The organism is Streptomyces sp. NPDC087844 (assembly GCF_044742785.1).
Lineage (GTDB): Bacteria > Actinomycetota > Actinomycetes > Streptomycetales > Streptomycetaceae > Streptomyces.
The window spans coordinates 184132-198486 of record NZ_JBIUVD010000004.1; the positions used below are offsets into that span (position 1 = coordinate 184132).

The following is a 14355-nucleotide window of genomic DNA, read 5'->3' on the forward strand; positions in this document are numbered from 1 at the left end:
CATGAAAAATGCCCCGGACGGGACACAGGCGGTGGCTCCAAGAATGACCGGAGCACCGCCGCGGTCAACCGCGGGGCGCATATCCAGCGACTCCATCGTCCGTACGGAACGATGGGGGCCGCCTGACCGGATGACCCGCCTTCCCGGAGGATGGTCGGGTGGGAGTTCGGAGCCTCCACTTGTGGGCCGGGCACAGGAGTGTCCGGCCGGTCGTTACACAAGGTTAGCAGTTCCCCCCGGGTGGTGCGAATCGGTGTGCGGGCACCGCTCCCGCGGGCGGGGTACGCGTCAACGGCGGGCGGGGCCCGGCGGGCCTGCGCCCGCGACTCTGGGCCTATCGTGTGGGGCATGAGTGACACCCCTCCTGAGTCCCCCGGTTTCGACGACATGACCCGCGACATCGCCGAGGTCCCCGCGGTCGAGGTCCTGGTCACGGTCGCCGTGAACCTGATGAGCGCCGCCGCCGTGAAGCTCGGCCTGAGCGAGGAGGGCGACAAGTACAAGGACCTCGACGAGGCGCGCAAGCTGGTCCACGCCCTGGCCGGCCTGCTCGACGCGAGCGCGACCGAGATCAGCTCCTTCCACGCGTCCCCGCTGCGCGACGGCCTGAAGTCGCTGCAGCTGGCGTTCCGCGAGGCGTCGCTCGTCCCGGACGAGCCGGGCCAGGGGCCGGGCGAGAAGTACACGGGCCCGGTCTACGGCTGAGACCGCGCAGGTCGGGAAAGCGCAGGAGATCCCGGCGTTCCACCTGATCGCGGGAGATCCGCGGGAGATCTACTGACGTACGTACAGGGGCTCGCCCGGTGGCGTCGCCTCGGCCGGCAGAAGGGCCAGGTCGAGGCCGCGCACCAGGCGGGCCCGCAGTGTTTCGTCGGCCGCGAGGCGCCGGGCGACGGCCTGGGCGGTGTCGGCCGGGGCGGCGGCGGGGTCCAGTACGAGGGCCAGGGTGCCGTCGGCCTGCCCGGGACCGAGGTGGGCGCGGAGCACCAGGGGCTCGGCGGCGACCGCGGCGCGTACCGCGGCGACCACGGCGGGGTCGGCCAGCGGGTCCGTCGTCGTACGCCCCTCGGCGAGCGCCAGCAGCGCCGGGCCGGTCAGCTCGTACGCGACGGGTCCCGCCAGGTCCAGGACGACCGTGTCGGCCTTCTCGTGCGCGGCTGCCCGGAGGGCCTGGTGCAGGGGTACGGCGACGGGGCGGGCCGCCGGGTCCCAGCGGGCCAGCGACGCGGTGGAGGTGAAGGCGGGCAGCGCGGTGCGGTCGCCGGCCTTCAGGGTGGGGACGGCCATGTCACTGGTCTTCTCGTGGCGCAGGCCGCCCTCCCGCCTCCCGCCACCGCCCCTCTTGGGAGCTCCGCGCTCCTCCTGACCGACCTCCTCGACCTCGCCGAGCACGGCGACCACGGGCACGAGGAGCCGCGCGTCCTTGAGGGCCGCAAGGACGGGGCCGTGCGCGGACCGGTCCTCGGCCCAGGCCGCGAGCGCCGCGCTCAGGCGGGGATCGGCGGAGCCGTCGTCGTCGGAGAAGCCGGGGTCGGGGATGTTCTTGTTCGCCACGGGAACCGAGCCTATCGGGGGCGGTCGTCCGGTCCCGCCGGTGGGCCGACGCGGGCCGATCGCGCGCTTTGCCCGTGCCTGCCCGTCTAGGAAACAGGCTGTTCACGGGACTCAGGGGTTTCTCAGCGATCCCTGACACGCTTCTCACACGCTTCTAACCGGGCGCACAGTGGCACGGCCCAGGCTCGCGGCATGTTCCCTCACAGAGCACGCCTGCACGGTGAGCGACCGTCCCGCGCCAGGCCGCTCGGGCACGCGGCGATGGCCTCCCTCGTCCTGCTCGGCGCCACGGCCTCGGGGGCGGTGTACGTGACGGCGCGGGCGCACGACGCCGGTGAACTCGTATCCTCCTCGGCGTCATCCCGAACGGCGGCCACGACGGAGGCGACGGTGGAACCTGTGACGGCACCCACGTCCGCGGAGCCCACTGCCGCGTCCGGGGACGCGCTGCTCACCGAGGCGATGGGCTCCGTCGCCGTCGAGGCCGGGGCGCGGCTGTCGGTGGCGGTGCTGGACACGGAGTCCGGGCGGAGCGCGGTGTACGGGGACGAGGCGTTCGACACCGCGAGCATCGTGAAGGCCGACATCCTGGCCTCGCTGCTGCTGCGGGCCCAGGACGCGGGGCGCCGGCTCACCGCGCAGGAGAAGACGTACGCCTCCGCGATGATCCGCGACAGTGACAACGCGTCCGCCACCGCGCTGTGGAAGGCGATCGGCCGTGCGCAGGGGCTGGCGAAGGCCAACGAACGTTTCGGCCTCGACGACACCGAGGGCGGGGACGGGGTGCTGTGGGGGCTGACACAGACCACGGCCGCCGACCAACTCACCCTGCTGCGTCAGGTGTTCGCGGACGGCGGCGAGTCGGAGCTGAACGCGGGCTCCCGGACCTTTCTGCAGGGTCTGATGGGAGACATCGCCGTGGGGCAGGACTGGGGGGTGTCGGCCGCGGGACCGACCGGGTTCGCCCTGAAGAACGGGTGGTTGCCGCGGACCGCGACCGGGCTGTGGGACATCAACAGCGTCGGGCGGGTGGAGGCGGACGGCCGCCAGTACCTCGTCGCGGTGCTGTCGGACGGCAACTCCACGAAGGCCAGAGGGATTTCGATGGTGGAGGCGGCGGCGAAGGCCGCCGTGACCGCCTTGACCGCCGAGACAGGCACCTGATATCACCGCGAAACCCTCGCGGGGCCCGTTCGAGGTCTACGGGATGTCGGGGTGGCGGGGCCGTCTGCTGCCTCGCCAGAGGATGACCGCCACGACGAGGAGGACGCCGCCGACACTGCCCGCCAGGGGGCCTGCCCAGGCGGTCGAGGGCCCGTCGCCCTCGGCGGTGTCCGGGCCCTCGCCGAAGTAGGTGTCGGAGTTGGCCGCCGCGCTCAGGTTCTCCGGCTTCAGACCGGCCGCCGCCTTGATGGCGGCCGCCGGGTCCACGAAGCCGTATCCCAGGGAGTCGTCACGACCGCCCGAGGGAGCGTTGCGGGCCGTGTCCTCAAGGAGGTCCTTGATCTGCGCCGGGGACAGACCGGGGTGGGCGGCCTTGACCAGGGCGACGGCGCCGGAGACGAAGGCCGAGGCGGCGCTGGTGCCCCAGCCCTCGTAGTACTTGCGGTCGGGGTCGGCTATCACCACGTCGACGCCGGGCGCGCTGACCGTGGCGTACCAGCGGCGGGTGGAGAACGAGGCGCGGGTCCCGTAGCGGTCGACGGCGGTCGCGGCGATCACGCCCGGGTACGCCGCCGGGTACGAGATGTGGTCGCCCTTCTCGCCGCCGTTCCCGGCCGAGGCGATGACGGCGGCGCCCTTCTTCAGCGCGTACTGCACGGCGGCGTCCTCGGTGGCCTCCGGGTGGGCGGACTTGGAGTCGTCGCCGAGGGAGAGGTTGATGACGTCGGCGCCGTGGTCGGCGGCCCAGCGGATGCCCTCGGCGAGGGCGTTGCCGCGGGTGTCGCGGGCCTTGCCGCGGGCCGAGTCGCCGTCTTCGAGGATCACGCGGACGGGAAGGATCTTCGCTTCGGGGGCGATGCCCATGACTCCGTCGTCGTTGCCCGAGCCGTGTCCGTGGCCCGCGATGATGCCGGCCATCGCCGTGCCGTGCCGGGCCCAGGGCCGGTCTCCGCGGCCCGCGCCGAAACCGACCATGTCCTTGCCGGTGAGGACATTGCCCGCGAGGTCCGGGTGTTCGTCGTCCACGCCCGTGTCGAGGACGGCGACGGTGATGCCGGCGCCCTTCGTCGTCTGCCACGCCTCGGTCGTGTGCATCGCCTCCAGCGCCCACTGCTTCGCGCGGATGCCGTCGGCGTGGGCGGCGGTGGAGGGCAGGAGGGCCAGGCCGGCGGCCAGCGTGGCGACCAGCAGTCCCCTCGCGCGCGGCGCCCTACGGCTCATGACGGCTTCTCCGCGGCCGAGTCGACGGTTCTGCGGAGGCTTCGCTCGACGCGGTCGGCGAGGCCCTGTGCGTCGTGGCCGAGGCCGGCCTGGGCGGGCGGTGTGGTGGCGTCCGCCTTCATCGCGTCCTCGGCGGGCTGCGCCTCACCGACGGGACGGCCGTCGGCGAAGCCGGAGACCGCGTAGGTGACGACCGGGGCGTCGGTCAGGACCGACAGCGTCCATGACGCGCGCTGGTCGTCGCCGAAGCCCGCGGCGAGGGTGCCTTTCGCCGCGTACGTACGGGGCATGAGGTCGCGCCGCCTGTCGAGCCTCTGCTCCTCGAACCGGCGGTGCAGTACGCCCATGGCGGCGGAGTCGGCCTTCGTGAACAGCAGGCCGACCGTGGTGACGTGGCTGCGGGTCGCGTCCGTGTAGGTGGCCCGCAGGAGGCGCAGGCATCCGGCGGGCGCGAGGGCCTTCTGCAGGAGCGGGTCGAAGGCGTCGCCGCAGCCGCTGTCGGGGGCCACCGCGATACGCGTCCAGGTGCGGTCGGAGCCGCCGGGACCCGCGCCGTCGCCCGTGACCGTGGGCGGGAAGAGTTCGTCGACGGGCACGCTGTGCCACAGGTCTCCGGCCGCGGTGAACGCGTCCGGCGTCCCGGACCCGCCCGAGGTGTCCCCGGTGAGCCAACTTCCCGTCAGCGCACCGCCGATGAGGCCGAGTCCCAGCACCACGCAGGCCGCGGCGGCGGCCATGCTGCTGCGCCGGCGGAGGCCCGTCGGACGCACCCGCGCGGTGTCCGCGTCGTACGTGTCCGGGTCCGCGAGGGACACGAACGGCCTGACCGGCGGCACTTCCGGAGCCGCGGGCACGTGCCGGGCGGGGCCCGGGAAGGACTCCCCCGTAAAGGACTCACCGGTGAAGGACCGGCCCCTGCCGGGCGGGGACGTACTCGGAGGCGCCTGGAACGCTGACGCCTGGAACGGTGGCGCCGGGGGCGGGCCGGCCGGCTCGACCGGCTCGGCGGGAACGGGCCGCAGCCGGGTCGTGGTCTCGGACGGAACATGGGCGGACGGCCCGGTCCGCCGCGCGAAGGACTGATGGGCACCCGGTGCCGGCGGGGCGAAGGGCCGCAGCGGCAGACCGGTCCCTGACCACTGAGCGGAACCACCATCACCCGCCGGCGGCCCGGCCGCGCCGGGGCGCTGCCCTGAGGCGCCACCGGCCGCACGGGGCTCGGTCCGGCCGGGAACAGATTGCTGAGCGGTGTTGCCCCCGGCCGCTCCGGACTCGGCCCGGTCGGGAGCGGGCCACTGCGCGAAGTCACCACCCGCCGCTCCGGCCTCAGCCACTCGCGGCTCGGCCCGGTCGGGGGCCCGGTCGGGGGCGGGCCGCTGTGCGGAGTTGCCGCCGGTCGCTCGCGGCTCTGTCGCCGGGCGGGGCGGGGTCGGCCGTTCCGGGCCGTTCGGCGTCGTGGGGCGGGGGTCGCTCGCGGGACGCGGTGGGACCTCGGGCCGTCGGATGCCTCCGGCGGAGTCACCGGGTGCACTCGCGGGGCGGAGCGGGAAATCCTGCTGGTCGGCACGCGGCGGCCGCCCGGGAGCCGCGCCCGGACCCGACGGCGTACCCGCTTCGTGCGCCGGACGCGAGGCGGACCGCGACGGGGACTGTGACGGGGACTGTGACGGGGACTGTGACGAGGGGCGCGCAGGCACGTGCGGTGAGGCAGGCGGGGCAGGGGCGCCGGCCCACTCGGCACCTCCCATGGGGGCACGCGGTTCCGTCGTCGGGCGCGGTGGGGAAGCGGCTGGGGCGGCACGGCCCGCGTCCGGCGCGGGACCGGCGCCCGGGCGCGGCGTGACGCCCGCCCACTCGGCGGCGCCCCCCAGAGGAGCGCGCGGCTCCGTCGTCGGACGCGACGGGACGTCGGTCCTGTCCGCCGCCCTCGTCGGCGCTCCCTCAGCCTCCCGGGGCAGGGTGCCCGTCCCGCCGGACGGTGTGTCCGGGAAGCGGGCCGATGTCTGCCGGGGCGAAGCCGTCTCGGAGGTGTGCCGTTGGCGGCCGTCGCTGGGGCGGAGGTTCGGGAAACGCGGTGTCTGGGACGAGGAGGCGTCCCGGGACCCGGCTGCGTCGGAGGTACGCGGTCGCGGCGGCGCGGCGCCGGGGCGGCGCGGCCCGAACCAGTCACCCCCGGCGGACTCCCCGCCCTGCCGCTCCGAAGCCGGAGCCGGAGCCGAAGGTGCAAGCGGAGGTGCAAGCGGAGGTGGCGGTGGAGGTGGAGCTGTAGCCGAAGGTGCAGCGGAATCCGGTCGCCGGTCCGTGTTCCCTGGCCACTCCGACGGCTCACGTCCGTCGCCCGGCGCGGACGGCCCCGGCGGCGTCGCCGGACGCGGAGGAATGGAGGCGCGGCGCGCTTCCGTGCTCATGCACCCCCCGTTCCCTCGACCCCGGACGACCGAGACCGGCCGAAGGAGCCCCTCCGGATCCGTTCCCCGCTTGCGTGCGCGTCACTCTACGGGCTGACGCTGTGCCCGTGGGAACCAGTCCGCGGGCCCGTGGCATCTGCCCGGAACGTCCCCCTACCCTGCGGTAATCCGGTCTGGCAGGCTTCGCACATGACAGCCCGCGCCGCAGACCGAGCCCGCTACGACCGGGCCACCGCTCACCTGGACGCACCCGTCGCGATCGTGGATCTGGAGGCCTTCGACGCCAACGCGGACGATCTCGTACGGCGGGCGGCGGGCAAGCCCGTACGCGTCGCGAGCAAGTCGGTGCGCTGCCGGGCACTGCTCGAACGCGTCCTCGCCCGGGACGGCTTCGCCGGACTCATGTCCTACACGCTCGACGAGTCGCTGTGGCTGGCCCGCTCCGGTTTCGACGACGTACTGCTCGCCTATCCGTCCGCCGACCGGGCGGCGTACGCGACACTCACACATGATCCCGAACTCGCCGCCGCCGTGACCGTCATGATCGACGACCCTGCGCAGTTGCAACTGATCGACGACGCCCGGGACGGCGGACGCGAAGAGGTGCGCGTCTGCCTGGAGTTGGACACCGCGCTGAAGATGTTCGGCGGCCGGGTCCGGGTCGGCGCCCTCCGCTCGCCCCTGTACTCCGCCGCCCAGGTCGCCGACATGGCGCGTACGGTCGCCCGCCGGCCCGGTTTCCGGCTCGTCGGGATCATGGCGTACGAGGGCCACATCGCCGGGGTGGGTGACGCTCTGCGGGGGCGCCCTTTGCGATCGCGTGCGATCCGGCTGATGCAGGCGACGGCCCGCAAGGAGCTGGCGCGGCGCCGGGCGGACGTCGTGCGGGCGGTCCGGGCCGTCGCGCCGGACCTGGAGTTCGTCAACGGCGGTGGCACGGGCAGCGTCCAGCACACCGCGGCCGAGGACTCGGTGACCGAGATCGCGGCCGGGTCGGGGCTGTACGTCCCGCGTCTCTTCGACAACTACACGTCGTTCAGCGGACGTCCGGCCGCGCTCTTCGCCCAGCCCGTCGTGCGCAGGCCCGGGGTCGGTGTCGTGACGGTCCTCGGCGGCGGCTATCCGGCGTCGGGCGCCCCCGGCCCCGACCGGCTGCCCGTGCCGTACCTCCCCGAGGGACTGAAGTACGACTCCCAGGAGGGCGCGGGCGAGGTGCAGACGCCGCTGCTCGGCTCGCCCGCCGACGATCTGCTGATCGGCGACAAGGTGTGGTTCCGGCACGCGAAGGCCGGGGAGCTGTGCGAACGCTTCGACGTGCTGCACCTCGTGGAGGGCGACACGGTGACGGCGTCGGTGCCGACGTACCGCGGCGAGGGACACACCTTCCTGTAGGCCCTGGACCGGGCGGGCGCTACCGCGTGGGTCCGATGCCGCTGCCCACGCCCCCGCCGGTGTCCTCGTCGCCGACCGGCCGGATCCCCTTGGTGATCCGGTCCATGTCGGCGAGCGGCGGCCCCTGGGCGCCCGCGTCGAAGACGTACCGCACCATGACCGGCGACTGCGAGCCGACGCTTGACGGGAACGCCATCGACTGGACGTATCCGCCGGGCCCCGCCTCGGTCCTGACGCGCCAGCGCACGAAGTACCCGGTGCGCCCCGCGACCGCGACCGGGCCCTGCTCCACCAGCCGGTGGGACGTGATGCCGTGGAAGGGCCGCTCGTCGACCTTGTTGCGGTCGTAGGCCAGGTCGGCCGCGTCGGAGATGTCGTCCCGGGCGAGCGCCGCGGTGGACTTCTCGTCGTTCGCGGTCACCGTGCGCGTAAGGACCGTGCCGTGGCGGCAGAGGCCGTCGTCGCCCGGACAGTCGTACGTCCCGGGTGTGGTCATCACGACATCGGTGTCGGACACGTTCTCGGGTTCGGCCCAGCCGTCGAGGAGCGGCAGGGTGATGCCGTTCAGCTCGTCCACGACGCGGTCGGGATCGGCGGACGGCTCCGGGGCGGTCTCCGGGGACGAAGGCGGCGGGCTCGCCGGGGCGGCGGCCGTGGGCGCGGTCGCCGCCCCGGGGTCACCGTCGCCGTCGTCCTCGCTCAGGACGACGGCGCCCGTGACGATGGCGGCGACGAGGACGGCTGCCGCGGTGGTGAGGGCGACCGCCTTCGCACGTCCGGAGCCGTCGGCCGACGGCATCGGCACCGTCTGCGCCTGTGCCTGCGCGTACGGCTGCCCGTACGGCTGCTGCTGTTGCTGTGTCCCGGGTGTGCGGCGGTGCTCGGTCCAGGCGGTCCCGTCCCACCAGCGCTCCGTGTGCGGGGCGGAGGGGTCCCGGTACCAGCCGGGCGGGGTCGTCATGCTCATCCCTGCACTCTAGGCGCCGCCCGGCACGGCCACAGGGCCCTCCGCCCGACGGGGGCCCTACAACGGTGTGACGTAGGCGCCCGAGATCCCGCCGTCCACCAGGAAGTCCGTGGCGTTCACGAACGAGGAGTCGTCGCTGGCGAGGAAGGCGACCGCGGCGGCGATCTCGTCCGCCTCCGCGAACCGCCCGAGCGGGATGTGCACGAGCCGCCGCGCGGCCCGCTCCGGGTCCTTGGCGAACAGCTTCATGAGGAGGGGGGTGTTGACCGGCCCGGGGCACAGGGCGTTGACCCGGATGCCCTCGCGGGCGAACTGCACGCCCAGCTCACGGGACATGGCCAGCACTCCGCCCTTGGACGCGGTGTACGAGATCTGCGAGGTCGCGGCGCCCATCCTGGCCACGAAGGAGGCGGTGTTGATGATCGATCCCCTGCCCTGGCGCCGCATGTAGGGGATCGCGGCCTTGCAGCACAGGTACACCGAGGTGAGGTTGACCTCCTGGACGCGCTTCCAGGCCTCCAGGCCGGTCTCCAGGATCGAGTCGTCGTCGGGTGGTGAGATGCCCGCGTTGTTGAAGGCGATGTCGACGGATCCATAGGTGTCGTACGCGGTCCTGAAGAGCGTCTCGACCTGGTCCGGGTCGGTGACGTCGACCGTGACGAAGATCCCGCCGATCTCGTCCGCGGCGGCCCTGCCGCGGGTCTCGTCGACATCGCCGCAGACGACATGGGCGCCCTCGGAGGCGAGCCGGCGTGCGGTGGCGAGGCCGATACCGCTGCCGGCGCCCGTGATGACGGCGGTACGCCCGACCAGGCGGCGGCAGACGACGGCGTCGTCCGGTGCGGTCGGTGACGTCGACGAGGTCGATGACGTTTCGGTCACTGTGCGGGGCCCTCCGTGCTGATGAAGACGTTCTTGGTCTCGGTGAAGGCGCTCAGGGCGTCCGGGCCGAGTTCGCGGCCGATGCCTGACTGTTTGAAGCCGCCGAAGGGGGTCCAGTAGCGGACGCCGGCGTGCGAGTTGACGGAGAGGTTCCCGGCGCGGACCGCGCTCGACACCCGCAGGGCGCGGCCCACGTCCCGGGTCCAGATGGAACCGGCGAGGCCGTAGTCGGTGGCGTTGGCGAGCCGGACGGCGTCGGCCTCGTCCTCGAAGGGGAGGACCACGGCGACCGGCCCGAAGACCTCCTCGACGGCCACGCGCGCGTGGGGCTCGACTCCGGTCAGGACGGTGGGCGGGAACCAGAAGCCGGGGCCCTTGGGGGCGGTGCCCCTGATGCCCTCCAGGTCGTCGGTGACGTACGAGCGGACGCGGTCCAGCTGGGCCCCGGAGATCAGCGGGCCCATGGCGGTCCTCTCGTCGGCCGGGTCGCCGACGACGACGGACTCGATCGCGGGGGCGAGGAGTTCGAGGAAGCGGTCGTACGCCGAACGCTGGACGAGGATGCGGGTGCGGGCGCAGCAGTCCTGGCCGGCGTTGTCGAGGAAGGACATCGGGGTGGCTGCCGCGGCGGCCTCGATGTCGGCGTCGGCGAAGACGATGTTGGGGCTCTTCCCGCCGAGTTCGAGGGTGACGCGCTTGAGTCGGGCCGCCCCCTTGGTCAACACCTGTTTGCCCACGGCCGTCGATCCCGTGAAGACGATTTTCGCGACGCCGGGGTGTTCGACCAGCGCGTTGCCCGTGACGGCTCCGGCGCCGGGCAGTACCTGGAAGAGATGCTCGGGAAGGCCTGCCTCCAGGGCTAGTTCGGCCAGCCTCAGTGCCGTCAGCGGGGTCGTCTCGGCCGGCTTCAGGAGGACGGCGTTCCCGGCGGCGAGCGCGGGGGCAGTGCCCCAGGCCGCGATCGGCATGGGGAAGTTCCAGGGTGCGATGACGCCGACCACGCCCAGCGGTTCGAGGATCGTGACGTCGAGGCCGCCCGGCACCGGGATCTGGCGTCCGGTCAGCCGTTCCACTCCCCCGGCCGCGTAGTCGAGCAGATCGCGGACGTTGCCCGCCTCCCAGCGGGCGTTGCCGAGGGTGTGCCCGGCTTCCCGGACCTCCAGCCGGGCCAGTTCTTCGAGATGTTCGTCGACGACGACGGCGAACCGGCGCAGCAGCCGGGCCCGCTCGCCCGGCGCGAGGGCGGCCCATCGGACCTGCGCCGCACCGGCCCGTACGACGGCCGCGTCGACGTCCGCCGGACCGGCACCCGCGACGGTGGCGACGACGTCTTCGGTGGCCGGGTCGAGCACGAGAAGCTCATGCTCGCCGGGCCGGGACGAGGTGTGCGACAACGAAGGACCTCTCACATGCGTTCGAAGGAGCGGCGGAGCTCCCAGTCGGTCACCACGGCGTCGAAGGCGTCCAGCTCGACGCGCGCCATGTTGCGGTAGTGGGCGACCACCTCGTCGCCGAAGGCGGACCGGGCGATGGGGCTGTTCTCCCAGACCTCGGCGGCCTCGCGCAGGGTGGTGGGTACGTGCGCGTAGTCGGCGGTGTACGCGTTCCCCGTGCACGCCTCGGGCAGTTCCAGCTTCTGTTCGATGCCGTACAGCCCGGCCGCGACGAGTCCCGCGACGGCGAGATGCGGATTGACGTCGCCGCCCGGGAGCCGGTTCTCGAAGCGCATCGAGCGGCCGTGGCCGACCACGCGCAGCGCACAGGTGCGGTTGTCGTAGCCCCAGGCGACGGCGGTCGGCGCGAACGAGCCCGGCTGGAACCTCTTGTACGAGTTGATGTTGGGCGCGTACAGCAGGGAGAAGTCCCGGAGCGCCGCGAGCTGCCCGGCGAGGAAGTACCGCATGACCTGCGACATGCCGCCGTCACCGTCACCGGCCATCTTGTTGGTGCCGTCGGCGTCGGCCAGCGAGAGGTGGATGTGACAGGAGTTGCCCTCGCGCTCGTTGTACTTGGCCATGAAGGTGAGCGAGACGCCCTCCTGGGAGGCGATCTCCTTGGCCCCGGTCTTGTAGACGGCGTGCTGGTCGCAGGTGACCAGGGCCTCGTCGTACTTGAACGCGATCTCGTGCTGCCCGGGGTTGCACTCGCCCTTGGCGGACTCGACGGTCAGCCCGGCCGCCGCCATCTCGTTGCGGATCCTGCGCAGCAGGGGTTCGACGCGTCCGGTCCCGAGCACCGAGTAGTCGACGTTGTACTGGTTCGCGGGCGTCAGGCCCCGGTAGTTGGCGTCCCAGGCGTGCTCGTAGGTGTCCTTGAAGACGATGAACTCCAGCTCGGTGCCGACCTGGGCGGTGAAGCCGTGCTCGGCGAGCCGCTCCAGCTGGCGCCGCAGGATCTGGCGGGGCGCGGCCACGACGGGCGAGCCGTCGTTCCAGGCGAGGTCGGCGATGAGCATCGCCGTACCGTCGTTCCACGGGACACGGCGCAACGTACGCACATCCGGACGCATGGCGAAGTCGCCGTAGCCACGCTCCCAGGACGACATCTCGTAGCCGTCGACCGTGTTCATGTCGGCGTCGACCGCGAGGAGGTAGTTGCAGCCCTCCGTGCCGTGCCGCAGGACCTCGTCGAGGAAGAAGCGGGCGGCGAACCGCTTGCCCTGGAGCCGGCCCTGCATGTCCGGGAAAGCCAGGACGACCGTGTCGATCTCGCCGCTCGCGACGAGGGCGTGCAGCTCCTCGACGGTGAGCGGCGGTGTGCGGTCTGCCACGGAAAAGGCCTCCTTCGGTCAGCCAGGAACCGTCCACAGCCATACACAGCCGTCAACAGCCGCCAGTGGCCATAAGGTATTGCCGAGAACCATTGCTTGGGAAGGGGGCGCGGCCGGATGTCGCAGTCTGATCCACGCGGCCACGGCGACCGGCTGGCGCCGGTGCTGCGGCCGGTGCGCGCGGGCAACGGCTTCGAGGAGGCCCTGGAGCAGATCCTCCAGGTCGTACGGCTCGGTCTGGTCCCGGGTGGCGAACGGCTGCCCGCCGAGCGCGAGTTGGCGCAGCGTCTCGGGATCAGCCGGGTGACGCTCCGCGAGGTCCTGAAGGTGCTGCAGGACCAGGGACTCGTCGAGTCCCGGCGCGGCCGGTACGGGGGCACCTTCGTGCGGGCCCGCCCCGAGGCGACCGGAGCGACGGGCGGGGCCGCGCTGCGCCGGCGCGTCGAGGGGGTCGACATCGAGGACGTACTGCGCTTCCGTGAGGTGCTTGAGGTCGGCGCGGCGGAACTCTGCGCGGCCCACGGCCTCTCCGCCGCGCGGGCCCGGCTGCTGCGTGAGGCGCTGGCCCGCACGCAGGACGCCCCGCTGGCGGAGTACCGGCGGCGCGACACCCTCCTCCACCTGACCCTCGCCGAACTGTGCGGTTCACCGACCCTCACCGCCCAGTACGCGGCCGTCCGTTCGACCGTGAACGACCTCCTCGACTGCATCCCCCTTCTGGTACGGAACCTGGAGCATTCCCAGCGCCAGCACGCGGCGCTGGTGGAGGCGGTGCTGGCGGGGGACGCGGACGGGGCGCGCGGGGCGATGCGCGAGCACTGCGCGGGCACGGCGGCGCTGTTGCGCGGCTTCTTGGCCTGAGGGCTGTCCCGCCCACGGCTGCCTCCGCCGCAAAGGTATGAGGTCGTGGTCTTTGAAGAGCACGGGAAGGCGGAGAGAGTGGTGGATGTGGGGAGCACGGGGATGGGCGACCGGCCGCTGATCGGGGTCAGTACGTACCTGGAGACGGCGCGGTGGGGGGTGTGGGAGCTGGAGGCCGCGCTGTTGCCGGCCGGCTATCCGCGGCTGGTCCAGGCGGCGGGCGGGGTGGCCGCGATGCTGCCGCCGGACGACCCGGCGTACGCCGCCGGGGCAGTGGCACGGCTCGACGGGCTGGTGATCGCGGGCGGTCCCGACGTGGACCCGTCGCGGTACGGGGCCGAGCGCGACCCGCGCTGCGGACCCGAGGCGCGCGCCCGTGACAGCTGGGAACTCGCGCTGATCGAGGCGGCGCTGGCATCCGGTACGCCGTTGCTCGGCATCTGCCGGGGGATGCAGCTGCTGAACGTCGCGCTCGGCGGGACGCTCGTGCAGCACATCGACGGGCATGTCGAGGCGGTGGGGGTGTTCGGGCGGCATGTGGTGAAGCCGGTGCCCGGGTCGCTCTGCGCGGGGCTGGTCGGGGCGGAGACGTCCGTGCCCACCTACCACCACCAGGCGGTGGGGCGGCTGGGGGCGGGGCTCGTGCCGAGCGCGTACGCGGGGGACGGGACGGTGGAGGCGCTCGAACTCCCTGGACCCGGATGGACCCTGGGAGTCCAGTGGCATCCCGAGATGGGAGCGGACCTGTGTGTCATGACGGGGCTGGTGGAGGCGTCGTCATGATCACCGCACCACTTGCGTCGCACAGCCCGGTGTCGGGGTCGGCTTCGCTACGCGGGCGCCGTGGTCGTACGCGTCTTCTTCGTGACCTGAGGGGGCACCTCCGCCCCTTCCCGAAGGTCGGCCGCGAAGACCTCGGCCGTCGCCTCGGCGGCGATGTCACTGAGGTCTTCGTTGATCTCGTGGGCCACTCGCTTGGCATCCAGCACCAGCTTGACCGACGATTTGACGGTCCCTCGGATGACCTTCTTCATGAGGGGCGCCGCAGCTGCTCCGATCAAGAAGACGGGGATCACAGGAAGCATAGTAAAGACACTCCTTCTCGTTTCTGCGCGAAATACCGACAGTTCCTCTGC

14 protein-coding genes are annotated in these 14355 nt (G+C 72.9%); 6 read left to right on the plus strand and 8 right to left on the minus strand.

Annotated features, from left to right (window positions below; all coding sequences use genetic code 11):
- Positions 1–348 precede the first annotated feature (348 nt).
- The gene (locus tag ACIOKD_RS10715) at positions 349–705 is read left to right on the plus strand and encodes a DUF1844 domain-containing protein (RefSeq protein WP_107019820.1); all 357 of its coding nucleotides are present in this window, start codon (positions 349–351) and stop codon (positions 703–705) included.
- Positions 706–774: 69 nt separating this feature from the next.
- Here ACIOKD_RS10715 and ACIOKD_RS10720 read toward each other — a convergent pair whose 3' ends face one another.
- Positions 775–1554 (minus strand): SseB family protein, encoded by a 780-nt coding sequence (locus ACIOKD_RS10720; RefSeq protein ID WP_402081078.1) that lies wholly within the window; start codon positions 1552–1554, stop codon positions 775–777.
- A 192-nt stretch (positions 1555–1746) separates the two neighbouring features.
- On the opposite strand from ACIOKD_RS10720, the gene ACIOKD_RS10725 reads away from it, so the two are divergent.
- Positions 1747–2718 carry a hypothetical protein gene (locus ACIOKD_RS10725; RefSeq protein WP_402081080.1) on the plus strand — a complete coding sequence of 324 codons (972 nt, stop codon included), beginning with the start codon at positions 1747–1749 and terminating at the stop codon, positions 2716–2718.
- A gap of 36 nt (positions 2719–2754) precedes the next feature.
- On the opposite strand, the gene mycP is transcribed toward ACIOKD_RS10725, so the two are convergent.
- Both mycP and ACIOKD_RS10735 read right to left on the minus strand, forming a co-directional pair.
- Positions 2755–3939, minus strand: a complete 1185-nt coding sequence (gene mycP, locus ACIOKD_RS10730; RefSeq protein WP_402081082.1) for a type VII secretion-associated serine protease mycosin — start codon at positions 3937–3939, stop codon at positions 2755–2757.
- The gene (locus ACIOKD_RS10735) at positions 3936–4793 is read right to left on the minus strand and encodes a hypothetical protein (protein WP_402081085.1); all 858 of its coding nucleotides are present in this window, start codon (positions 4791–4793) and stop codon (positions 3936–3938) included. Before ACIOKD_RS10735 ends, mycP begins: the two co-directional genes overlap by 4 nt.
- 46 nt (positions 4794–4839) lie before the next feature.
- On the opposite strand from ACIOKD_RS10735, the gene ACIOKD_RS10740 reads away from it, so the two are divergent.
- Positions 4840–5022, plus strand: a complete 183-nt coding sequence (locus ACIOKD_RS10740; protein WP_402081087.1) for a hypothetical protein — start codon at positions 4840–4842, stop codon at positions 5020–5022.
- A 1514-nt stretch (positions 5023–6536) separates the two neighbouring features.
- The gene (locus tag ACIOKD_RS10745) at positions 6537–7739 is read left to right on the plus strand and encodes an amino acid deaminase/aldolase (protein WP_402081089.1); all 1203 of its coding nucleotides are present in this window, start codon (positions 6537–6539) and stop codon (positions 7737–7739) included.
- A 19-nt stretch (positions 7740–7758) separates the two neighbouring features.
- Here the strand turns inward: ACIOKD_RS10745 and ACIOKD_RS10750 are convergent, their stop codons facing one another.
- The 4 genes from ACIOKD_RS10750 to ACIOKD_RS10765 form a co-directional block, all read right to left on the minus strand.
- Positions 7759–8700 carry a DUF2510 domain-containing protein gene (locus ACIOKD_RS10750; protein ID WP_402081718.1) on the minus strand — a complete coding sequence of 314 codons (942 nt, stop codon included), beginning with the start codon at positions 8698–8700 and terminating at the stop codon, positions 7759–7761.
- Positions 8701–8763: 63 nt separating this feature from the next.
- The gene (locus ACIOKD_RS10755) at positions 8764–9588 is read right to left on the minus strand and encodes a 3-oxoacyl-ACP reductase (RefSeq protein WP_402081092.1); all 825 of its coding nucleotides are present in this window, start codon (positions 9586–9588) and stop codon (positions 8764–8766) included.
- Positions 9585–10982: an aldehyde dehydrogenase family protein gene (locus ACIOKD_RS10760; protein WP_402081094.1), complete on the minus strand. Its 1398-nt coding sequence runs from the start codon at positions 10980–10982 to the stop codon at positions 9585–9587. Before ACIOKD_RS10760 ends, ACIOKD_RS10755 begins: the two co-directional genes overlap by 4 nt.
- A gap of 11 nt (positions 10983–10993) precedes the next feature.
- Positions 10994–12358, minus strand: coding sequence for a glutamine synthetase family protein (locus ACIOKD_RS10765; RefSeq protein ID WP_402081097.1), 1365 nt, complete (start codon positions 12356–12358; stop codon positions 10994–10996).
- Between the two features lie 117 nt (positions 12359–12475).
- Between ACIOKD_RS10765 and ACIOKD_RS10770 the strand changes: the two genes are divergently transcribed.
- The gene (locus ACIOKD_RS10770) at positions 12476–13219 is read left to right on the plus strand and encodes a FadR/GntR family transcriptional regulator (RefSeq protein WP_402081099.1); all 744 of its coding nucleotides are present in this window, start codon (positions 12476–12478) and stop codon (positions 13217–13219) included.
- A gap of 102 nt (positions 13220–13321) precedes the next feature.
- Complete coding sequence (locus tag ACIOKD_RS10775) at positions 13322–14002, plus strand: gamma-glutamyl-gamma-aminobutyrate hydrolase family protein (RefSeq protein ID WP_402081721.1); 681 nt, start codon at positions 13322–13324, stop codon at positions 14000–14002.
- A gap of 47 nt (positions 14003–14049) precedes the next feature.
- On the opposite strand, the gene ACIOKD_RS10780 is transcribed toward ACIOKD_RS10775, so the two are convergent.
- Complete coding sequence (locus tag ACIOKD_RS10780) at positions 14050–14304, minus strand: DUF5132 domain-containing protein (RefSeq protein ID WP_402081101.1); 255 nt, start codon at positions 14302–14304, stop codon at positions 14050–14052.
- Positions 14305–14355: the final 51 nt, after the last annotated feature.